Here is a 23308-nt window from a genome sequence, read left to right on the forward strand (position 1 = left end):
CATACCCCCTCTGATCTTCACTCTAATCCTCAAACACCCTCGCATCTTCAATCTACCCCTCAAACGCCCTCTCATCCTCAATCTGCCTCTCAAATGCCTTCTGAGCCTTATACAGCCTCTACATCTCAAATAACCTCTGAACCTAAAACGCCTTCTTATCCTCAACTGGTTTTGACATTAGATGTTCGAAGGGCTGTAGACCCTGTCCTGTTGCGTCAACTTTTGCGAAGTAAACACGCATCAGCCAAATCTTTTGCATGCGTCATTCTTTATGACTCTGAGGGTGATGATGTTTTTTTACAAAAACAAGCACAACTCTATGGAGAAGATATTCAACGCACAGATACCGCCCTTCTCATTGCGGGTGACAGCCGCATTGCCGGCAGAATAAAAGCGGATGGCTTGCATATAGAGGGTGATCTTCACGCTCTTGAAAACCTTGAAAATCAGAAACGGGAGCAAAAAATCATCGGTTTTGGCAATGTGCGCAACCGCCATAGCGCCATGCTTGCTGGAGAAGCCGGTGTTGATTATCTGCTGTTTGGAAAACTTGGTGCTGATAAAAAACCGCACGCACACCCGCGCAATGTTCAGTTAGGACAATGGTGGGCAGAGATTATGGAGATCCCCGCCATTATTCAAGCAGGCAGTGACTTTGCAACTTTTGATGAAGTGTTAAACACCACTTGTGAATTTATCGCTATTGAAGAAATCCTTTTTTCCCACGACAACCCCTTGATAATCCTTGAAATGATGGCAAAAAAATGTAAAAACCCATGACTGTGATACGGGGGAAACCTTCATAAGAGAACATGAGCAAAACAGTGGTAAAAAATCCCACACTCACTTCTGTACTTTGTAAATAACACACACAATGAGAAAAGGGGCATAGAATGATATACAAAGGAACATTTGAAAAGCTAAAAAACATCATTCTAAAAACTGGATATGAAATCATAGAAATTAAGCTCACACCACACTCCTCCAAGAACCCAGTGTATTATATCAGAACCTCTGAGGGAGGAGTCATAAACTGGTATGAAAGCACAGGAAAAATCAATGTTCAAGGTAGTCCAGCCACGCGGGAGAAACTACAGGAGAAGCTAAAAGAAGAGTTGCCTCACCATATCGAAGAAAAATCTCTAAACTCTTCCCCAAAAACTCCTCTCTTACCTCCCCCTTCTCCAGAAGTTTTTATCGTCCACGGTCATGATTCTAATACTTTAAGAGACCTTCAACTTATTCTTAGCAAGCTTGGTGTTAAATATCAGATCTTACAAAACACCAGCGGTAATGGTTTAACGATCATTGAAGCTTTAGAAGAAGAAATCTGTGCGCAAAACCATTCTATAAAATTTGGTATTGTATTACTTACTCCCGATGACATGGGCTACGCTAAAACTGATGGTCCACAAAAAGCACAACCTCGTGCGCGCCAAAATGTTATTCTTGAAATGGGCATGTTAATGCCCGTTCTTTCTCGCAAAAATGTTGCCATTTTACTAAAACAAGGCGTTGAACGCCCTTCAGATATTGAAGGGATTATATACATTCCTTTCAACAACCAGGTAAGTGAAACAATTGCAAAACTTGTACAACGATTAAGAAGCTCTGGATTCAAGATAGATTCAGAAGCAATGACTGATGCATTAATTCAATTTGAACAACGATCTCATATTGATTTTGGGACACACTCTATACCCCTGTAATTCACTTCAACAAACAAGATCAATACGCCAAAGTTCCACCGCTTTTCGCATCCTCTTCGCTTTGCAGCAGACCGCAAAAATGAGGATGTTGATGAGGTGTAAGCGCGCAACAAATTCAAGAATAGGCAACAGGATTAAATCATCTAAATGCGGGGTGTTCGAAAGAATTTGTCTCTTAAGCATAAGCTTTCATTGCTCTTGAAGATGATTGTTAAAAAAACGCATGAAAGGCTGATTTATTCCTACTTGATTAGAAATTGATATTTTGTTACACATGATAAGTAGTAAAAGTGCTCTTAATTTATAGGAACTTTCCAATTTAGAAGAATTCTGAAGAGGAAGTAATAATGATGAGGGGGAAATCAAAATGTTCAAATATTTAGTGTTGCCACCGCTTGTATTAGCAGCGGGTTGTGCGTCTGTTAACGGAATTTCATCTAGTTATGTTGGTCAAGGTATTAAGCCGAGTGCTGCGAAATTTATCGCTAACGATTTTTATCAAGAGATCAAAAATCGTTTACCGGCAGCAACAACAACGCTTATTATAAAGAAAAACAATCCAGCAGATAATTTTACCCCCGTATTTGTCGATCTATTGCGGCGAAAGGGATATCATGTGATCTCTACAGATCAACCAAAACAACAGCAAAACATAGGCGTAACTTTAACTTACATGCTAACACCAAAAGAGAATGGACGTATAGCTTCTATTTTTCAGTATGTGTGGAATGGCGAGCTCTGTGATCATATCCGTATGTATGATAATAAATAAATCCCCTCTTCGAGGTGCAAGTTTGATTTATTTGAGACGGTAAAACTTAAAAACTGTCTCTCAAAAATAGAGATTTGCACCTCAACAAAAGCTCTTCTTTTTGAGCCAAGCTGTTTGCGTTTTATTGGTCACGGCTCAAATGACTTTATTCCTTAATAACGTTATGACGAAAAGAGTGTTGGGGGCACCTACGCAACGACTAGTGGGGGACTTAAAGCCCCAAAGCCTCGATAAATAAATTTTTCCTGCTTTGCAAATGTCTTAAAATTCCGGGAGATTTTGTTCTGTCCAAGTGCTTTTAGCACTAAAAGCAAAATGCTGATCGAGGTCAGTTCTTTCAACTCCCGGAATACTAATGCGAGGGCGCTCGCACTAGGTTCGGAAAATGAAATGCAAGGCAAAAACCTTCTCAACGGCATTTTTATTGGCAAAAAAATCGCTTCAGAGAAAAATGTTAAACAAACAAGATCAACACGCAAAAGTGCCACTGCTTTTCTCACCATTTTCGATTGGATAAACAGCGCAGTACCTCTCACGAAGAAATAGCTCTCATTACAAAACGATACATTACAGAAACTTTTTCATTTCTATTGCAATCCCCTAAAATTCCTTTATTATTCGCCAGGTGTTTTGGTCGTCTACGCAACGACCAATATGGGTTTGAAAGCCCTAGAGTCTGAACGTAAAAAATTAATCCGTTTCACGGATTCCCGGAATTCCGGGAGCTTTTGCTATGTCCAGGTGCTTTTAGCACTAAAAGCAAAAGGCTGATTCAGACTTCAGTTCTTTCAACTCCCGGAATACCAATGCGAGGGCGCTCGCACCCGGTGGGGGAATGAAATGCAAGGCAAAGACCTTCTTAACGACATGTTTATCGGCAAAAAAATTCGCTTCAGAAGAAAAATGTTGAAAATATCGCAAAAAGAATTAGGGCAATCTTTAAATCTAAGCGCACAGCAAATTCAAAAATATGAAACGGGTCTCAATCGTGTAAGCGCTGGGCGTTTGAAGGAAATTGCTGAAAAGCTCGATGTGCCCCTGTCCTTTTTTTACACTGAGATCTTAACAAAACAACAGCCGCCATATCATCACGATGAGATCATCTCGAGCAAAGAGGAATACTTGCTTTTAAAAAGCTTCAGAGTTCTAAATTCTGTAAAACAAAAAGCCATTTTACAGCTCATCTCTGATCAAAAGGAAAGTTTTTAACGTTATAATCCATCACATTGAAGACATTTCCCTATTCTCTAAAAGAGCATCAAAGGCAATGTTATTAACGGAAAACATGAAGCATGTTGGTGCAGTTTCAAATTGCTCATTTCTTTAAAGAGCTTTATTACTTAAAAAGCGTTTTGGTCGCTTACGTAACGACTAATATAGCCCTTAAAGCCCCGATAGGATAAATTTATCCTGCTTTATAGGTATTTTAGAATTCCGGGAGATTTTGTTCTGTCCAGGTGCTTTTAGCACTAAAAGCAAAAGACTGATCGAGGTCAGTATTTTCAAGCTCCCGGAATACCAATGCGAGGGCGCTCGCACCCAGTAGGGGAATGAAATGCAAGGCAAAGACCTTCTTAACGATATTTTTATTGGCAAAAAAATCGCTTTAGAGAAAAATGTTAAACAAACAAGATCAACACGCAAAAGTGCCACTGCTTTTCTCACCATTTTCGATTGGATAAACAGCGCAGTACCTCTCATGTAAGAAGTCACTCTCATTACAAAACTCTACAGTAAAGAAACTTTTTCATTTTTATTGTAAATCCCCTAAAAGTGCTTTATGGTTTAACCGTGTGATTTTGGTCGCCTACGCAACGACCAATAAGGGCCTTGAAAACCCGAAAGCTTAATACATTAAAATCGATACCCTTTTGTGGGTATCTCCCGGATTCCGGGAGTTTTTGCTATGTCCAGGTGCTTTTAGCACTAAAAGCAAAAAGGCTGATTAAGCTCAGTATTTTCAAGCTCCCGGAATACTAATGCGAGGGCGCTCGCACCCGGTGGGGGAATGAAATGCAAGACAAAAACCTTTTTCGCGACATCTTTATCGGCAAAAGAAAGCGTATCATGAAGAAAAATACAATAAAATCAGTATATTAAGTGCATTTATTTTATATGAATCCACTTAAGAATCCACACTTTTATGCACAATTTAATTGACCATTTTTTACAAACAATAGCCATCTATAAACAGAGCATAAAAAGCAAATCATGATGCCAATGTTATAACACATGAGAGCATTCAAATGAAATGCAAAGCAGTTATCAGTCATAACAGGTCATAAATTGTACAAGACGTTTTTATCATAATAAATCGCATTGTTAAAACTATATGCTTTTAATGATAGAATGCAAAACACGTTTCAAAAGCTGTTTTGATAATACGGTTAAAGTAATAAATGCAATTTGAATTGAGTGATTTTAGTTACCTCAAAAATGAGGGCACCTTTTTTATAAACAGAGAGAAGTTGAGAGATAACATCATTAAACGCAGATGTTTAAAGAGAGCTATAGAAAGAGAACGCATCCAAATTTGAAGTGGTTAATTTTGCTAATTCAAAAAATGAGCTTAATACCTTTTAAAGAGGTGTTTTGAGAAGGTGCTTTCTTTCAAATTGACCACCTCAAAAATGAGGGCATTGTTATGAAGAGGTTTTATAATCATTAAGAGAGTTAACATGTTTTCTCATTCAAATGTGATAATCTAAAAGAACGCTTTCATAATCATTCCTTTATATTATTTTGGATAAGTTTTTATAAACAGACTAGAGAGCTTGCAATATAATACGTCTTGTATATATGTGCTTATAACTCCTTAGAGTGATGATTGATTCAACATGAGAGACATGAAAGCCGCGTCACGTAAAAATGGCACGGCTTTCTTTTTTGCACTCTTGTATTTTGAAATGGCATGAAACCAACGCCCCCCGCATTTATTGTTTATTCTTCAGTATCAATAATCTCTATAAGAATATCGCTCTTATTAACCTCCTTATTTTTTGGAACCTCTCTTATCTCACTTTTTCGATTCAGTTTTGCACGCCCACAAGCACGACCAAAGACCTTGATCGTATGAGAAACCTGAGCTTTTCCATAAACAGAGCCATAAATTTGTGCACAGCCACTCACTTTTGCATAGTCATAAACCTTGCCATAAATTTTGGCACGGCTATTAACAACAGCATAGCCATAAACACGCGCAGTGCTAAAAAGACAAGCAGAGCCTAACACTCTAGCGTTGCCATAAAGCCTTGCATATTCAAAAAGATAACTATTATGAAAAAGATGCGCATTGCCATAAACATGGGCTTCAATTGAAACGCGACTATTGCCATAGACACGAGCCTTGCCATAAACATAGCCCGCCACATGCGCACTATCATAAACAAATGCATTGTCATAAATTTTTGCATATTGAGAAATAAACACCTTATCATGCACCTGAGCATTGCCATAGACAAGACCACAAATTTGCGCATTGCCTCGTATTTTTGCATTGTCATAAACACGGGCATGTTTATAAACCAATGCATTATCATAAACCCAGCAAAGACCGTTATGAGAAAGATTTTCTTCCTTTTCAATAAAGCCACCGAGTTGACCAGCCTTGACATCAGAAAAGCTTTTTAAAGCCTGAATGCGATAAAGCGTTGTAATTTTTTGTGTAATTTTATCTTTTAGTTGTTTTGTTTCATTGGTTAGTTTGTATTTTTTGGACATCATAAGACCCCTCACAATCTCTTTTGTGAAAAAAGTTGCATGAAAAATGTTGGAAAAAGGGAATGACCGCCGCGGCGCTCTAAATGTTTAAAAAGGCTTTATTACGCAGCCAGATGATTTTTATTTCATTATTGGAAAGCAATTCGATATAAGACCTTGTTTCAATATCATCACGTGTCTTTTCTAAAATCATAACAATGCCGTGACTATTAGCATTTTCATAAATATGAACATAATTGACGACACGGGCGTGATCATAAATTTGTGCATTACCATAGACATGAGCATGGTCATAAATGATCGATTTACCAAGAACGATAGCATTTCCATAGACATAACCAGCGATAATAGCGTTATGATAGACCCTAGCATTTTCAGAAACCCGACCTGAGTTTAAAACCAGAGCATTACCATAAACCCAGCAATTACCATCATGAGATAAATTGCTTTCATTTTCGATAAAGCCACCGAGTTGACCAGCCTTGACATCAGAAAAGCTTTTTAAAGCCTGAATGCGATACAATATGCGATTACCAAAGAGACGCGTTTCATTTGTAAGTGCAAATTTCTTTTGCATAGGAACAATCCTTATAGAACATGAGATTTTAAATGAAAGAATTTGGAAAGCAGGCACCCCCCGCGCCGTTATTTATGCAGCTTCATTTTCGATAATTTTTTCACGGCTATTGATTATAACATCATCACTTACTTCATTACGAACATACGCATTTCCAAATATTTTTGCATTGCCATAAATCTTGATATTTTTTTCAATAACCGCTTTTCCATAAACCCTAGCATTTTCAAAAATATGAGCACCCTCACTTACATAAGCAGAGCCCGATACTTTTGCATTGCCATAAACAGAGCCATTCACATAAGCACTATGCAAAACTTTTGCATTGTCATATATTTTTGCCTCTATAGTAATAAAGGCTTTTCCATAAACCACGGCATTGTCATAAACTTGACCACAAACCTTGGCATGACCATAAACCTTGGCATTCCCATTAACCACGCACTTGCCATAAACCCATCCCTTGTCTCGAAACCACATATTCCCTGAGATACTAGCATGATCATAAACCTTGGCATTGTCATAAACTTGACCACAAACCTTGGCATGACCATAAACCTTGGCATTCCCATTAACCACGCACTTGCCATAAACCCATCCCTTGTCTCGAAACCACATATTCCCTGAGATACTAGCATGATCATAAACCTTGGCATTGTCATAAACATGGGTATCATGACCATAAACTTTAGCATGATCACTAATAACAGCATTCCCATAAGCTTTAGCATGTTTAGCAACAACAGCTTCATTACGAAGTTTTGCATTTTCAGACACGACGCCATTGTCAGCAACCCACGCCTCATCATAAACCCAGCAATTACCATCATGAGAGAGGTTATCTTCATTTTCAATAAAACCACCCAATTGACCAGCCTTGACATCATCAAAATCTCTTAAAGCACGAATGCGATAAAGATTTATAGGCACAAATTTACCATCCTTATTTTGGTAAATTTCTTTGATTTCATTTGTTAATTCATATTTTTTAGTTACAACTGTACTAATCATGAGAAAACCCAATCTAAATATTTAATAAATTTTGAATGAAATGTTCTTAAGAAGGGGGCGCCCCCGCCGCGCCCGCGGTGTTATTATGCTGCTTTTTATGGACGACACATTACAAAGGAAATCTCGCCATAAGGAGAGAGCCGTTCTGTATAAACATTCTCTCTTGTATTGCCATAGGCATTTTTAGTAACAATAGCCATGCCATAGGCACTTGCATTTTCATAAATATGGACATTACTGATAATTTTTGCACTATCAAAAACCCGTGCGTTATCATAGACATGGGCATTGGCAAAAACCTTGGCAAAATCATAAACATGCGCATTGCCATAAACAAAACCACCAACCGCAGCATTGCCATAAACCCTAGCATTCTCATAAACACGACCGGGTTTTAAAACATACGCATCATCAGCAACCCAGCAATTGCCCTCATGAGAGAGATTACTCTCATCTTCTATAAACCCACCCAATTGACCAGCTTTAATATTATCAAAATCTCTTAAAGCTTTAATTCGATAAAGGGTATGGTTATCAAAAACACGGGTTTCATTTGTAATTTCATATTTTTTGGATACAATTTTAGATACATTTATAGTGGTCATAGGGAGCTCCTAATCTATAGTTAGTAAAATTTTGAATGAAATTTAGAGAGGGGCGCCCCCGCCGCGCCCGCGGTGTTATTTACGCAGCATCTTTAAGAGACTGATCATTAGTACAAATATCATCACGAATTTTGATATGGCTATTAACCACGGCATTGCCATAAATTTTTACATGATGATCGATATTTGATTTACCATAAACCTTGGCATTATCATAAATTCTTGCCAAGCAACCAACGCGCGCCGAGCCAGAGACTTTTGCATTGCCATAGACACTTGCATAATCCTTAATCCAGGCATTGCAAAAGACATGGGCATTATCATAAATATGTGCCCATACATAAATACGTGATTTACCATAAACATGGGCATTTCCAAAAACATAGCCACAAATATGTGCCCTCTCATAAACCCGTGCGTTATCATAAACCTTGGCACCATCAGCAATAGTAGCATTATCACTTACAACGGCATTGCCATAGACATGACCACAGACCCTAGCGTTATCGTTAATTTTTGCATTTTCATAAACATGAGCTTTATAATCAAACACCCATGCCTTGCCATTTACAGTAGCATTTCCATAAACCTTGGCTTGTCTAAAAACTTTAGCTTCTTGATAAATTTTAGCATTCTCATAAAGCTTGGCATCCAAAAAAACCGCGGCATTATCATAAATCCAACAATTGCCATCATGAGAGAGGTTATCTTCATTTTCGATAAAGCCACCCAATTGACCAGCCTTTACATCATCAAAATCTCTTAATGCGCGAATGCGGTGTAAAGTAATCCCATCAAAAGTGAAGTTTTCAGTGGTTAATTCATATTTTTTGGATGAGATAACGGGGGTGTTCTTAACTGTAGATTTCATTTGAAATTCTTTCTTAACATATAAAAGGTTTTAATTGACAGCTCTAAAAGAGCGCCGGGCGCTAAAACCACGGTGTTAAGTCCGTTGTCACACTTTCCCCATAGGGTATTGTATGGTGTGACTACACCCGGCAAAATCACTATATGCATTTTATAGCATAAAAGAAAGCCAGTATTTTAAAAAGCATAGGAGAGGCTGTTTCGTAACCTACCCGCTTAACACTAAGTGGTTTTAATCACTTGAGTATTTATATAACAAAATACGTATTTATTGTCAACTATCTTTTATTATTTTTTGTGTTTTTTATAATTATTTTTTATACCATTGTGTATAAATATGCATCATATGCTTATAAATATTTTCTGTTTTATTGCCTCTATTTGACTCTATATTACGCAATTGCGTTATTTTGCTCTTTTAAACATCATAATAACTAAAAACGCTCTTATGATGCTTATTTTTAACTTTATAATGCATGATTATTTTTATGAGATGCCTTGTGAATATTTTTGTGAATTTCGTTGTCATTTTATAAAGAGATCGCGTCTTTATAACCAACGCTTTTGATTTAAATCTATTTTTGATTCATTTTCTATAGCCACCGCATCATTCTCATAAAAGGATAATATGATCATGCGGCTTTGATTTATTATGAATAACATTTTGGATTCTTATATCCTTATCAAAATACCTTTTTATGGGCTTTTGTCTCTTGTCAGTGATTAGCAGTTATTTTACCCCCTCATTTTTAAAAAAACTTTTCGATAAAAGTAAAAAACATTATATTTCAATATGTTAGTAAGTTTTGAGAAAAAAACCATCCCAATAAGATGATTTATATAGACAATTAATGATATCAATTGAATAAAACCTGTCAGTATCTGTCTAAAAATTGAACAGACAGCATTTATGATTTTAATGAATAATTAAATCGTGTTTTATGAGAGGGCATATAATCCTTTAAAGCCTTTCAAAAGATAAGAGATGGTTATGAGGCATGTTATAAATTATAAAGAGTAACTTATCAATTTAAAGGGGGTTTTGAGTTTTGAAACTTTGTGTTTTAAAGAAAAAAACACTAAAAAGACAAAAAACAATCTCTATTGATAAATACAACCTATTCATACGCATAATTCTCTTTAAAGAGAACTTTTGAAAAATATGATGTTCTCATTTGAGATTGCGATATAATCTTTTAAAGGCAATGTAAAAAAATCTCATTCTATTTAAGATGGGATTTCTTAAAAGCCTTAAAGCAATCCAAATAAGAGTGTTTAAAAGTGCAAAGCTTCTCTTTTTAGAATTGCGCATGGTAAACCATTCCTTTTAAGATTATAGGTAAGCAACCTAATAAGAGAGTATAGATGATGATTATAAGATCTATACCCCTTATAAGATTGGCATGATTCATAAATCTATTCAGTTTCTCTTAATTCTAGATTTGGTAAGTTCTTAACAATTTTCATTGTTTCTAAACTTACAGTAATAACCCTTTGGAACAATTCCAATGGATAAGCAGGGTTGCCAATGGTCTCAAGTGCATAGCGATTGGCATCATTAACAATGCCACTCTTTTTATCAGTCTTTACACATTGACGCCCCATAACCCATTCAAGAGCGGGTTTACCATTCACGATATACTCATAAGCTTCCTTAGGTATATCTGTTATGATGATATTGCTATTATAAATAACTGTAGACTTATCCTTTTCCTTACTATTTTTGATTTTTGCGAATTTCATTTCTGTAACGTAATAAAACTTTTCGGGGTTCTTGATATCTGTAAGTTTTGGATTGCCTTTTTTAAAGGTCACGGGATAAGGCTCTACAGTTTCATAATTGACGTGCAAATTGCCTAATTCACGACCAGCATTAACAAATGCCCAGAAATCTTTAGCACTCTTTACGCAAGGGATGCGAGGCAATTCTTTAGAGAGATTATCAGCATAGCGAGCACGGTAATCTTCTGAATGCAAGAGACCGTAAACATAATAGAAGATATCATCTTTAGTGATGTTCTCATTAGGATAAGCTGTTTTAAAATGTGCTAATCCCTCATCAGTGATGGCATCACGCCTCTGTAAACCAGAGGTTTTGTTTTCTTCTGTAGAATTTGTAAATAAATGAGGCTGTTTTTTATTTTTGTCTTTTGAAACCTCAATATCTTCATAAATATAGCGTGGAAAGCATTGGCTAGCACCATCCATCATGTTCAAGTCAGGTAAATTTTTATTCATCAAAACAGAAAAGCTTTTTTTCCCTCCTATGCCAGTAACTTGTATCACCCTGTTTTCAACCATTTTTCCCATAGGGAATATTTGCGGAAGTTGGTAAGTTCTTTCGTTTAAAATGCGACTGTAGTATAGCCATTGCCGTGTAAAGGGACGATACAAACTTTGAACTAAGCAATTATTTTCAAATTCAGAACATTTGCCTCTTACCAATTCTTCTTTTAAACTACTACTCCAACTGATCTTTGTCGTATCAATGTTAACAAAACTATCTACAGCTTTTGCACGTGTTTTACGGTCGCTATGTGGATGGGCGTCATTAAAACGTTCTACTTCGCTATTATAGAAAGCAATCATATTATTCATATTTTTCGCTAAAGATTCACGACTTGAGTTATAAGCCCATGCATCACGACTAGTTGAAATGCCACACGAAAAGTTTTCAAAGAGCTTTTTATTATTACTCTTCTTGTCACCTAAGACTATAAATGTTTTAAAATTGTCATCACGTTGATTTATCCAATCACCATGTTTGTCTGGTGTAATGATTTTCCAACCGCGATTACTCCGTGTAATGCCATCAATACTACCAAATTCCTTAATTGACTTAAGCTTTTCTTCTCTTGTGAGATAATCTTTAAGATCATGGAAATATATTTTACCACGCTGTTTGGATTCTGGATTTTTTACGAGAATAGAGATGGCAATGGGAGATCGGGAGCCTTCTCCAAAAATTCCACCACTTTCCTTCTTACGTTGTTCTCCAGAAGTTCGGGCATTCCCCCGCAAATGGAAAATATAAAGACTGCTAAATTCCTCAACAAAACATTTTCGTAAACCTGTCATAGAATTTGCATCTACAAAACCAGCATTTGTTACAAAACCAATAACACCACGGTCTTTTATACGGTCACTTGCCCAACGAATGGCACGAATATAGCTATCATAAAGTCTATTAATATTATTCGCTCTGGATTGAGCAGCATAAGTTTCACTGATACGTTTATCTAAGAGTGGATAAGGTGTATTCTTTGCATTATCATTTTCGCTTTTTTGTCCAAAAGAATAAGGAGGGTTACCAAAGATAACCTCAATATTCAGCTTTTTCTGATGTTCTAAATACTCACTGTTTTCTTTAAACAATTTTTGCAGCAGATTTTTCTCTTCAAGCATCTGAAACGTATCGGTTAATCCAATATGTTTAAAGGGAATATAATCTCCTTTCATAAGACTATGATAAGTCGATTCAATATTAATCGCTGCTATATAATAAGCTAAGAGAACAATCTCATTGGCGTGGATATCATGACGGAATTTATATTCCATATCCTCTGATTTAATGAGATCGGATTGCAAAAGCCTTGTGATAAAGGTACCTGTTCCCGTAAAGGGGTCAAGAATAGAAACACCACGGGAGCCTAAGCTCTTGCCAAATTCCTTGCGTAAAACATCATCAACCGAATGAATAATAAAATCCACAACCTCAACAGGGGTATAAACAATCCCAAGCTTATCTGTTGTACGTTTGAAAGCCTTGGCAAAAAAGCTTTCATAAAGTTTGATAATCAGATTTTGTCTTGCATGGGGTTCGGTAATTCCAGAAGCACGGAATTTGACACTGTCATAGAATTCTTTAAGCTCTTTTGTCTCCTCTTCAATATTTGTCTTGTCTAATTCCTTTAAGATCTTTTCCATTGCTTGTGAGATGGCATTGTTTTGAACAAATTGATTGCCATCAAACAAAGCTTCAAATACAGGACGCGTGACAAGATGCTGCGCTAACATCTCAACAGCTTCCTCTTGCTTGATATCACTGTTTAAGTTGTTTTGTAATTCTTTGAGAAACGCATCAAAAGCACGGCGTGCTTTGCTCTTTTCATCAGCAAGCATGTTTTGCAGGCGGTTGATATGATTTTGTGCAATATCAGCAACATTACCAGCCCAGTTTTCCCAATAATCACTCATAGTAGATCTTTTGACAAGAAATGTTCTAAAAGCATTGGGAAATGCCTTATACAGAGGCAGTTGTCCTTGCCCATTATGATGAGAAAGGGATTTACGGACAGTCGTAGCAAAAGAAGCATTTGCGCTTTCTGTTTTCGCTTGTAAGGGAACATCATCAACAACGGTTGTTACATTTTCTATCTCCATCTTTTGAGAAACCGTGACAATATCGATAATATGACTTACATCTTGCCCTAAGTTCATTTGATTAAGGGTTTTGCTAAAATTCTCATCATGAGAAAGCAAAGCATTGAGAACTTGCCAAACAACACTGTATTTCTTATTGTTTTTTAAAGCCAATTCAGGGGAAATCCCAGCCGGCACGCCAACCGGTAAAATGATATAGCCTCTTTTCTTATTGGGAGCCCGACGCATCACACGCCCCACCGCTTGTATCACATCCACTTGGCTTTTGCGCGGGTGTAAAAACATCACCGCATCAAGAGCAGGAACATCCACACCTTCAGAGAGACAACGAACATTGGTTAAGATACGGCAGGTATTTTCCCCCGCATCATCTTCCAACCAATCAAGCAATTCCGTTCGTTTCTTGGCACCATCTTTTCCATCAATATGTTGCACCTCACAGAGAAGAGGAGGTGTATCTTTGTGTTCTTTGTGGATTTTACGGAAAGCTCTCTTAACACCCTTACCTTCAAAGGTATCACGAATGCGTTGCGAGGTTTTAATATCTTTACAAAAAGCCAATGCCCGCCGCATGGGGTTAGGGTCATCACCAAGATCAACTTTCAAATCAATTTTGCTAAGAGCTTGGTAACAGCCTAAGATCTTTGTTCTATCATCAAGAAGAAGTTCATAATTCTTATGGTTGGTAGGAATGTCCATTGTATCATGCACCATGCTCTCATCCACACCTAAGACAATAATCTTATAAGGCGTTAAGAGGTCATTCTTGACGGCATCGGAGAAGCTATAAAAATAAAGCTGTTTTCCATAGATTGTCTCATTATCCATAGACGCCAGCACGGCATCAAGTTCATCCGCACGCCTTTTTGCATTGTCACTAAAGATGCGCGGGGTTGCGGTCATGTAAAGACGTTTTTTGCCCTGAATAATGCTGTTATCATGAACCTTGATAAAATCAGATTCACTTTTATCCGTTCCCAAAGCCGCCCCCGTTGTTCTATGGGCTTCATCGCAAATGATCAGATCAAATTCAGGTAAATCATGGTCCTTTTGTGCATCAGCAATCACTTGGATTGATTGGTAAGTAGCAAAAACAACATTCATAACATGGGGAGAAACTTTGTTTCCTTTCTCTCCAAGCATTTGCGCATCGGTTGTGACAGGCAAAGCAAGATCCGAGGCACTCAGTTCAGCATCATCATCATTATTGAAACGCCGCTTGCCTATTTGCTTATCCGAACACACAGCAAAGGAACGCAACGGGATTTGTGCATCCGTTGTCCATTCGCGTATGGTTTGTGACATAAGAGCAAGAGAAGGCACCAAAAACAAAACACGCTTGCCTGTTCCGGCTATTTGTTCTGCTATCTTGAGACTGGTGAAAGTTTTACCCGTTCCACAAGCCATAATCAGCTTGCCACGGTCTGCTTCTTTTAAACCCTCACAGACAGCTTCAATGGCTTCTTTCTGATGGGTAAAAGGCAACTTTTGTTTCTTATCTTTAAGAACAATTTTCCCTTCTGTTTCAAAAATCCCCCAATCAATCGCACTGTTTTCCATATTGAAGAGATTAATGCGATAAACCGGAACCGCTTGTCCTTCAATCATGGTATTGGCGTTTTCGCTTAATTCCCCTTGCGTGCTGTCAATAAGAAGGCGATATTTAAAACGATTTTTACCTGAGATGGCGATAAAGCTTTCAATGTTTTCTTGCGTGATCTGATAATTTTTCTCATAAAATTTACATTGAATGGCGACATACTCATTGCAATCACGGATTTTTGCCACCAGATCAATATCCGTATCTTCATCGCTTCCTTTCCATCCATGCACATCAGCCACGTCTCTATAGCTTTGGACCGTTTCATATTCTTGGCATTGGAGAGGGTCTTGCGTGAGATAAGCAATTACAAACTTTTCGAAAGCCTTTTGCTTTTCTTGATCTGAGATTGATTTTTCACGATAGGATTGTAAGAGAGAGCGTAAAGAGGATTGTTTGTTATCAAAATTGATGGTTTGAGACATTATAGAGAAACTCCATACCTTATGACATTGACTCATTAACAGTGTAAGAATCACAATGGCGTTTCATAAATACATTTAGAACAAATATCGAGTACCCAATAAACCAAAATGGCGCGAAAACCTATCAATTCCCTCAAAAAAATTTAACAAGTTGCAATTATAAACAGCAAAGTAGTAAAATTTACTATTCATTTTACGGAAATAAAAACAAATTCGAACCGTGTTTTAAGAGATCAAAATAGTTATTTTGAAGTGTTTTATGATCTCAAAATATCATAATTGCTGTCAGTTCAATTTTTAGACAGATACTGACAGGTTTTATTCAATTGATATCATTAATTGTCTATATAAATCATCTTATTGGGATGTTTTTTTTCTCAAAACTTACTAACATATTGAAATATAATGTTTTTTATTTTTATCGAAAAGTTTTTTTAAAAATGAGGGGGTAAATCAACCGACAACGACTGACAAGAATATGACCTGAGTTATGACTATCCATTCAGATCATATCTTTCTCTTTTGCCAGCACTCTTTAAAATCATCTTCTGTTCATTCGCTTTATTGCCTTGCATTCTCGTTTTTTACCAAAGGATGCCATTCATAATAGGTACTCGATTTACTTGTCTGATGGGTTATGAACTTTTTGCGAATGTGGTTTGTATGGCATAAAAGCTCTAAAGCTTGTTTGACCGCTTCCTTGTCCTTTAAATGCGTCCAGCAGCGTCTGTAGATATCACGAGCAGTAAAAACCTCAGGTAAGCATTCACAGCGCTCTATAATCAAATTTGCACGCTCTTTTATCAGTATATCCGCAGCAGCATAAAGCCTTTTTACATGACTTAACAGATAGTTTTCCCAACGCAAAGCCATGGAAAGAGAAGGGAGAGTGATTTCAAAACGACCCCCTTCAACAAGTTCAAAAATCAGGGCAAGGCTTGGTATGGTTTTGTCCATTTTTGCTAAATGCGCTTGTAAGGGTTCAGAGAGATCATCTCTTCTGATCTCTTTCTGATGATTTTCCCACCACTCACTAAACATCTCTTGTGCATCGGGAGAAAAACGCATCACAATCGGGTGTTCAGGTGATCCCAAGGGTTTATCGCGAAAAGAACGAAACACCTCTTCATAGTCTTTATAGGCATCTTTTAAGGGGTCTCTATCAATCCATGTACATTTTTTTATCTTATCGGGCCATACCATCATTTGAAACCGTTGCAATAAACCATCATCTGCTTTTCCAGAAAGCATTGCCTGAATGATAGGAATAATCCGAGAAGGTTGTATTCCCCCAATAATGGAAAGGGTTGCATTGGGAATATGAATCGTTCCACGCCCAATACGGTCATAGGTATAGAGTTGATCCCCATTAAAAACTTGTAAATAAAACCCACGGTCTGTTTGATATTCCTTAAGTTCCAAGTTTGCTAAAAAACCAGAAAGTTCATCACGAACCATCAATAATCCCCGCGGGTTTTCATTGAGTAATTCCCCAAGCTTTTCGACGGTCACATCATTGACAATAAAGCGAGAGAGGCAATCATCTTTTTCATTGTCTTTAGAAAGGGTTTCCGACAAAAGAGCATTGGCAGCCTCAGAATCTCCTTTTTTAAGAGCTTTAGAAGCTTGTTTTCTCTTTTCTTTCTGATTGAGCTCCTCAAGGATTTCTTTAATTTTTGCACGTTTTTTTTGTTTTTTCCATTCTTGATACCATTCTTTTTGCAGGTGAGCGATAGGTGTTAAAGCGGCTTGCATGGCAGGTGTTTTTCGTGCAGAAGGTTGACCAATAATCATCCCCCATAGATTAGGAACAATCTTCCAATTATTACTATGCTGTTTTGGAGCGATACGAACCCCATTGCCAATCACGGTTGCTAAAGCACAGATAGCAGAGACAGCCACAAAATCGACAGGGGATTGTTGATGGTTAGCAATATCATAAATATACCTTCCCAAGACCAATGGAACTTGTGTAGCATGAAAAGGCTCGACCGGTAAAAGAGCGGTGTTAATCGGTTTTAATTCACCCCAGCCCATTTGTTGCAAAGCCTGTTCATAAGGGATGGCTTGTAAACAGGGATGCTCCTTTAAAGAGACAGGGGTGTTATCGTTATCAGTATCATTTAAAGAAGTATTGCCATTGTTATTGGTTAAATCAGTTTTATTTTTGTGGTCCATAAGATATTCCTTTCAAAGGGTAAAAAATCATTAAAATCAGCTCCTTCGGGAGCTTGCATCATCAAGACATTGAAGCCTTGGCGATAAGCACGGGCAGCAAGCATCCATTGTCTTGTTAAAAGGTTCTATGGATTGCAAAGGAGCCACCACCCTCAACAAGAGCAACCAACGCGGGGATGGTTTTGCCAGAGGGATGGGGGCTTTGCTATGAAAGCGTAAACTAGGGGGGCAAGTTACAAGTGATCCCACGCTTGCGTAAATAAAGCTCTGCTAAGGTCTCTTTAAAAGAACATAGAGATAAACTAGGCACTTGATCATCATGGGCAGGGCAGCGGGCAAGTCCATAAGCACCATGCCAGACACCCCGCAAGGCATTTGTAATGCCCCGAGCATTTATAAAATGATACATTTTTCTTGTCCTTAGACGTTGCGTCACAGGACGGTTTTTGCTATTTTCAATTTACGATAATTTGAGAAAGCCTTGTCCGTCCTTACGTGACAAGGTTTTTTTATGCCACATCACTGAGATGTTGACGTTGCGTTTTGGCTTTTTCAATCACATTCATCAGATCCGATTTTAACCAACGCGATAAAGAACCAAACTTTAAGGGCTTTGGTAAAGATCCATTGGTGACATGGCGACGAAATGTTGAAACGCTTATATGCAATAATTTTGCACTTTCGCGGTCTGTAAGAAGAACATCATTTTCAGTCATAACTAAATCCTTTCAATCTAAAAATAGTAACAAATCATAAGTATTTATTAACCATATTTTATTGAGATTTGAAAGTAAGTTTAATCATAAAAAACAGTACTTTATGATGTATTTTCTCATTTGATAATTTATGAGTCTTATTGAAACGAAATGAGAGAACGAAGAGAGAAAGTTATCCACAGATAATGAAATAAAAATGGGGTACAAAACCCCATCTTTTAAGATTTGCTTGTGACATAAGCCGCCCATTTATCCATATAAACACGGCGCTGCTCTAAATAATCAGTACGACGGTAAGCACGCTCTACTTTACCCCCAACCATATGACTTAGAATGGTTTCTGCGACCTCAAAAGGGGCATCGGTTGTTTCAGCTAACCAATCGCGTAAACTAGACCGAAAACCATGCGGGCAGGCATTAAGTCCAGTTTTTTTCATGTAGACTGACATACACCTCTCAGCAAGAGGACCACGACCGGTTGCAGAAAAAAAGAAATCATTGCGAGATAGCAGGCGTGCTTGTTTCAAAATTTCTAATGCTTCGGTTGATAAAGGCACGCGAAATTCTGTTGTAGCATCACGCCTTCCTTTCATATTCTCAGCAGGGATGGTCCATATATCATCTTCAACTTGATCTTTATGGATATGACACAAGGGGTAGGTACGAACGCCTGTAAGAATAAGTAGACGCAAAGCCAGTTGTGTTAGGGTTGGTGCTTCGCAGAGTGTTTTATAAAAAGCCGGTATATCTTTCCAATCCATTGCTGGTCTATTTTGCGTTTTATGGCGTTGTTTCCCTAAGAGGGCGCGTGCTTTTTCTGTTACTTGTAAATCAACATCCAAACCCAAGGCAGCAGCATGTTTGAGACAGAGATTAAGGCGGTTTAGTGCTTTTCCAGCTGTCCCAGCTTTTGTATGCCAGATGGGAGCGAGCACATTGCGTATATCATTTTGGGTAATCTCTGAAACGGGGAGACAGCCTAATTTAGGGAGAATATGAAGTTTTAAAGGTGAAAACCAATTCCCATCTTTACCATCTCCTTTTAATTCAGCTTTACGGCTTTCAAAAGCATCCAACGCAATATCTTTTAAATAATGGAGATTGCGCATTGCCTCACGTTTTTGTTTGTCACGTTCTTTAATGGGGTCACGACCTTCATGCAAAACAGAACGCCATTGAGTTGCTAATTCACGTGCTTTTTTTAAAGAGACATTTCTTAAAGCACCCAATCCCATTTCACGACGGCGCCCGTGGATAGTATAGCGTAAAAGCCATTGAGCACCACCATCTTTACGCTTATGAAGTAGCAAGCCGGCACCATCATTATATTTGCCAGCCCCCAATGTTGCGACAGCCCTTGCATTAAGACGATTCATTAAAGGCATTTTTGTTCCTTTCTAAACGGTTTTCTACCCACACGATAACCCCGCTTATGACGTGCAAATAAGTGACTTTAATTGATTGAACATAATATGATTTGAAATGAGAAAATCTTACAATATTCGGGGGTCTCATTCAATATGCAAAACAGTAAATTATCATTATAAATCAATGCGTTGTCGGCAAAAAAATCCGCTTTAGAAGAAAAATGTTGAAAATGTCTCAGAAAGAATTGGGGCAATCTTTAAATCTAAGCGCGCAACAAATTCAAAAATATGAAACAGGTCTCAATCGTGTAAGCGCTGGGCGTTTGCAGGAAATTGCTGAAAAACTCGATGTGCCCCTGTCCTTTTTTTACACTGAGATCTTAACAAAACAACAGCCGCCATATCATCACGATGAGATCATCTCGAGCAAAGAGGAATACTTGCTTTTAAAAAGCTTCAGAGTTCTAAATTCTGTAAAACAAAAAGCCATTTTACAGCTCATCTCTGATCAAAAGGAAAGTTTTTAACGTTATAACGTTATAATCCATCACATTGAAGACATTTCCCTATTCTCTAAAAGAGCATCAAAAGCAATTTTGTTCACGGAAAACATGAAGCATGTTGGTGCATATTCAATGGGTCAATCTGAAACCGCACCGAATACATTATCTAAAGGTGTATCTCATCATTGTAAATCCACTAAGCACCACCATCTTTACATTCATGAAAGCACAAACCAACACCATCATATTATTTACCAATTCCCAATGTTGCGACAGCTCTTGCCTTAAGGCAATCTATAACAGGTATTTTTTCCCTCAAATCATAATAGCCCCCTTCTCTTTGTTCATAAGCATTCAATAGAAAAAATGACCACACTAAATGGGACAGCCAAACACTCCCAAATAAGATATGAACACCAAACAAAGCTTCTTAAATAAAGGATAAAAGACCATTCATCTTTTTTCGCCATCCATCTCATTTCAGTGGCGACAGCCATCTGTCCTTTTAAACACCCCTTCCTCCTTTTCAGTAGATTTTAAATCATAGCAAAATATCCATGAATCTTGATAAAAAAACATCTCCACACCCGCACAATGTTCCATGAACACAAACACGCAATCTTTAGTGAAGACAATGATGTGCAGAAAAGATGAAAAGCCCAGCATTTTTCCAAGCAGGAAACAATCTTACAACTCAACTGATTTTTTGCTGATGCCTATAGATACAATACATTGATTTATAATGATAATTCATCTTTTTGCCTATTGAATGAAAACCCTCGAATATTGTAAGATTCTCTCATCTCAAATCCTCTTATCTTGAATCAACTGAATCACTTTCTTACACGTCACAAGTAGAACTGGTGTGTGGATAAAAACTCTAAAGAAAGGCATAAAAATGCCTGTTATGAATCGTCTAAAGACCAAGGACTGTCACAACATTGGGGGCTAGCAAAGTGTATGATGGTGCTGGCTTGTACCTTCATAAGCGTAAAGATGGTGGTGCTCAATGACCTTTACGCTATACCATTCACAGGCGCCGTCATGAAAGGAATAATTTATCATACGATACTCTAAAAAGAGAGTTAATGGGCTTTGGGGCTTTAAGAAATATCTCTTTAAATATGAATTTACTGCCATTGCTGATACCCTCTTCATCCCCAATAATCCCTTTACGAGACTTGAAATGATAAGAAAAAAGCCCGTAAATGTGCAACTGGATGGCGTTCTGTTTTACATGAGGGGCGTAACCCTCTTAAAAAAGAAAAGCTTTAGAAATTTCTATACAGCAATCAAAGACACAAGAAGATAAAAATAGTCAAAAATGCGTGCAACTCTTGAGGAACGATTAAAACGACCTATGAATTTACTGCCATTGCTGATATCCCCTTTACCCACAACAATCCCTTACCAACACTTGATATGATGAAAAAAAAATGTAAAATTTTTTCATTGCTGGGGAGAGAGCACCAATGATAAAGCAAGGCATGATTAAAACAAGCACGACACTGTTCATTTTGAGTGTGATGTGGTTTGCAACCACTGCGAAAAGCTTTGCTGTCACTTCTGCAGAATCCTCAAATCCTGAGCGTTCTTTGAATACCATTCAAGAAGCTTCAAAAAAAGATGAATCTTTCCAGCCCTTACAAGCAGGGCAATATGACCAAGCCTATGACTATTATATCCAAGGCTATTATTTGAAAGCTTTTCGTGAAGCATTAAGACGTGCAGAACAAAATGATCCTTTTGCCCAAACCCTTCTTGCGCGAATTTATATGGAAGGATGCGCCCTTCCCGTTGATGGAGCACGTGCTGCTTTATGGTTTGGACGCGCAGCAAAACAAGGTGAACCACAAGCGCAATTGCGCTATGGCCTCATGTTGTTTGATGGCAATTTTGTTACACAAAATCAAGAGCTTGGTGAACAATTTATTCAAAAATCTCTCGAGGCAGGTGTAAAAGAATCCTATTATTATTATGGACAAATGCTCCTTTATAAGGCTTCGCGGGAAAAGCAGGCTCTCGCTGGTGTCGCTTCACAAAGCGGTGAAGATGAAGCAAATGAGCAAGCACTCAAATGGTTTTTAAAAGGTGCCGCCCTTGGTGATGCTGAGGCTGCTTTTGCTGCGGCAAAAATTCTTTCCTCAGGCACTTTAACACGCCCAAAGGATGACCGTAATGCACGCAAACTCATGGAAGCAGCAGCGAAAAACAAACATACCGCAGCGCAACTTCTTTTAGCAAAATGGCTTATAGAAGGGCGTGGTGGTGAAACGGATTTTCAACGCGCTTTTCAATTGCTTCTCAGCAATGCCCACCATATGGTCGCACCGGCACAAATCTCCCTTGCCAGACTTTATCGAGATGGGATAGGCACAAAAGGCGATATAGTAATGGCAGCGGCGTGGTATATACTTGCACAACAAGGAAAAATGCAAGCACCTGATCTTGACATAATGCTTGAAGGAATGGACAAGGCACAATTAGAAAAAGCACAGAAAGAAGCGATAAAGCTTCTTCCTGTCTTTTAAAACACACCTCTCTGCTTCAAAGAGATAAAGTTTATAGAAATTTCAAGAGTTTTTGCTATATCTCAGTGCTTTAAGCGTTAAAAGCAAAAAAATTGATTTTTTTGTAGGCAAAAAAATTCGTTTTAGATGAAAAATGCTAAAAATGTCTCAAAAAACATGAAGCCAACATTCTAAATGTAACCTTCTAACAAATCCAGCAATATGAAAAAGACTTAAATTATGTGAATGCAGGACGGCTAAAAGACAAGACGGCTAAAAGAAATGGCCGATATCTTAGATATTCCACTTACCCCTTTTATGCCTCTACCCTAACAAAACAGCAGCCTTCCACACCACCATGA

Annotated in this window: 19 protein-coding genes and 2 pseudogenes; 8 read left to right on the forward strand and 13 right to left on the reverse strand. The window is 37.8% G+C overall.

Annotated features, from left to right (window positions below; translation table 11 throughout):
• Positions 1–93 precede the first annotated feature (93 nt).
• Together LNM86_RS10640 and LNM86_RS10645 are read left to right on the forward strand one after the other, a co-directional pair.
• The gene (locus LNM86_RS10640; RefSeq protein WP_241439002.1) at positions 94–780 is read left to right on the forward strand and encodes a thiamine phosphate synthase; all 687 of its coding nucleotides are present in this window, start codon (positions 94–96) and stop codon (positions 778–780) included.
• A 113-nt stretch (positions 781–893) separates the two neighbouring features.
• Positions 894–1709 (forward strand): TIR domain-containing protein, encoded by an 816-nt coding sequence (locus LNM86_RS10645; RefSeq protein ID WP_241437651.1) that lies wholly within the window; start codon positions 894–896, stop codon positions 1707–1709.
• A gap of 6 nt (positions 1710–1715) precedes the next feature.
• Here LNM86_RS10645 and LNM86_RS10650 read toward each other — a convergent pair whose 3' ends face one another.
• On the reverse strand, positions 1716–1892 hold the full coding sequence (locus LNM86_RS10650) for a hypothetical protein (RefSeq protein ID WP_241437652.1): 177 nt from the start codon (positions 1890–1892) through the stop codon (positions 1716–1718).
• Positions 1893–2076: 184 nt separating this feature from the next.
• On the opposite strand from LNM86_RS10650, the gene LNM86_RS10655 reads away from it, so the two are divergent.
• Positions 2077–2481 (forward strand): conjugal transfer lipoprotein TrbH, encoded by a 405-nt coding sequence (locus LNM86_RS10655; protein ID WP_241437653.1) that lies wholly within the window; start codon positions 2077–2079, stop codon positions 2479–2481.
• A gap of 188 nt (positions 2482–2669) precedes the next feature.
• Here LNM86_RS10655 and LNM86_RS10660 read toward each other — a convergent pair whose 3' ends face one another.
• The gene (locus LNM86_RS10660; RefSeq protein WP_241437654.1) at positions 2670–3017 is read right to left on the reverse strand and encodes a hypothetical protein; all 348 of its coding nucleotides are present in this window, start codon (positions 3015–3017) and stop codon (positions 2670–2672) included.
• 304 nt (positions 3018–3321) lie between these two features.
• Between LNM86_RS10660 and LNM86_RS10665 the strand changes: the two genes are divergently transcribed.
• Both LNM86_RS10665 and LNM86_RS10670 read left to right on the forward strand, forming a co-directional pair.
• Positions 3322–3690, forward strand: coding sequence for a helix-turn-helix domain-containing protein (locus tag LNM86_RS10665; RefSeq protein WP_241437655.1), 369 nt, complete (start codon positions 3322–3324; stop codon positions 3688–3690).
• Between the two features lie 346 nt (positions 3691–4036).
• Positions 4037–4186, forward strand: coding sequence for a hypothetical protein (locus tag LNM86_RS10670; RefSeq protein WP_241437656.1), 150 nt, complete (start codon positions 4037–4039; stop codon positions 4184–4186).
• Positions 4187–5421: 1235 nt separating this feature from the next.
• Here LNM86_RS10670 and LNM86_RS10675 read toward each other — a convergent pair.
• The 11 genes and pseudogenes from LNM86_RS10675 to LNM86_RS10720 form a co-directional block, all read right to left on the reverse strand.
• A complete protein-coding gene (locus LNM86_RS10675; protein WP_241439003.1) occupies positions 5422–6201 on the reverse strand; it encodes a hypothetical protein in 780 nt (259 codons plus the stop codon).
• Positions 6202–6280: 79 nt separating this feature from the next.
• Positions 6281–6778 carry a hypothetical protein gene (locus LNM86_RS10680; RefSeq protein ID WP_241437657.1) on the reverse strand — a complete coding sequence of 166 codons (498 nt, stop codon included), beginning with the start codon at positions 6776–6778 and terminating at the stop codon, positions 6281–6283.
• A gap of 72 nt (positions 6779–6850) precedes the next feature.
• Complete coding sequence (locus LNM86_RS10685) at positions 6851–7789, reverse strand: hypothetical protein (RefSeq protein ID WP_241437658.1); 939 nt, start codon at positions 7787–7789, stop codon at positions 6851–6853.
• 95 nt (positions 7790–7884) lie between these two features.
• On the reverse strand, positions 7885–8394 hold the full coding sequence (locus LNM86_RS10690; protein WP_241437659.1) for a hypothetical protein: 510 nt from the start codon (positions 8392–8394) through the stop codon (positions 7885–7887).
• 79 nt (positions 8395–8473) lie between these two features.
• Positions 8474–9265, reverse strand: a complete 792-nt coding sequence (locus tag LNM86_RS10695; protein ID WP_241437660.1) for an LbetaH domain-containing protein — start codon at positions 9263–9265, stop codon at positions 8474–8476.
• A gap of 1415 nt (positions 9266–10680) precedes the next feature.
• Positions 10681–15672 carry a DEAD/DEAH box helicase gene (locus LNM86_RS10700; RefSeq protein ID WP_241437661.1) on the reverse strand — a complete coding sequence of 1664 codons (4992 nt, stop codon included), beginning with the start codon at positions 15670–15672 and terminating at the stop codon, positions 10681–10683.
• A 561-nt stretch (positions 15673–16233) separates the two neighbouring features.
• A complete protein-coding gene (locus LNM86_RS10705) occupies positions 16234–17850 on the reverse strand; it encodes a YfjI family protein (RefSeq protein WP_241437662.1) in 1617 nt (538 codons plus the stop codon).
• A complete protein-coding gene (locus LNM86_RS13025) occupies positions 17823–17954 on the reverse strand; it encodes a hypothetical protein (RefSeq protein ID WP_372712435.1) in 132 nt (43 codons plus the stop codon). The genes LNM86_RS10705 and LNM86_RS13025 overlap by 28 nt, the downstream gene beginning before the upstream one ends.
• Positions 17955–17968: 14 nt before the next feature.
• Positions 17969–18259, reverse strand: a pseudogene (locus tag LNM86_RS10710) (DUF7146 domain-containing protein); the annotation flags it as partial.
• Positions 18260–18359: 100 nt separating this feature from the next.
• Positions 18360–18566, reverse strand: coding sequence for a helix-turn-helix transcriptional regulator (locus LNM86_RS10715; protein ID WP_241437493.1), 207 nt, complete (start codon positions 18564–18566; stop codon positions 18360–18362).
• Positions 18567–18784: 218 nt separating this feature from the next.
• Positions 18785–19951 (reverse strand): tyrosine-type recombinase/integrase, encoded by a 1167-nt coding sequence (locus tag LNM86_RS10720; RefSeq protein WP_241437663.1) that lies wholly within the window; start codon positions 19949–19951, stop codon positions 18785–18787.
• A gap of 149 nt (positions 19952–20100) precedes the next feature.
• Between LNM86_RS10720 and LNM86_RS10725 the strand changes: the two genes are divergently transcribed.
• From LNM86_RS10725 to LNM86_RS10735, 3 genes and pseudogenes are all read left to right on the forward strand, one after another.
• The gene (locus LNM86_RS10725; RefSeq protein WP_256460925.1) at positions 20101–20460 is read left to right on the forward strand and encodes a helix-turn-helix domain-containing protein; all 360 of its coding nucleotides are present in this window, start codon (positions 20101–20103) and stop codon (positions 20458–20460) included.
• An 874-nt stretch (positions 20461–21334) separates the two neighbouring features.
• A pseudogene (locus LNM86_RS13030) lies at positions 21335–21549 on the forward strand (hypothetical protein); the annotation flags it as partial.
• A gap of 374 nt (positions 21550–21923) precedes the next feature.
• A complete protein-coding gene (locus tag LNM86_RS10735) occupies positions 21924–22967 on the forward strand; it encodes a tetratricopeptide repeat protein (RefSeq protein WP_241437665.1) in 1044 nt (347 codons plus the stop codon).
• The last annotated feature ends 341 nt before the right edge of the window (positions 22968–23308 follow it).

The organism is Bartonella machadoae (genome assembly GCF_022559585.1).
Classification (GTDB): Bacteria; Pseudomonadota; Alphaproteobacteria; order Rhizobiales; family Rhizobiaceae; genus Bartonella; species Bartonella machadoae.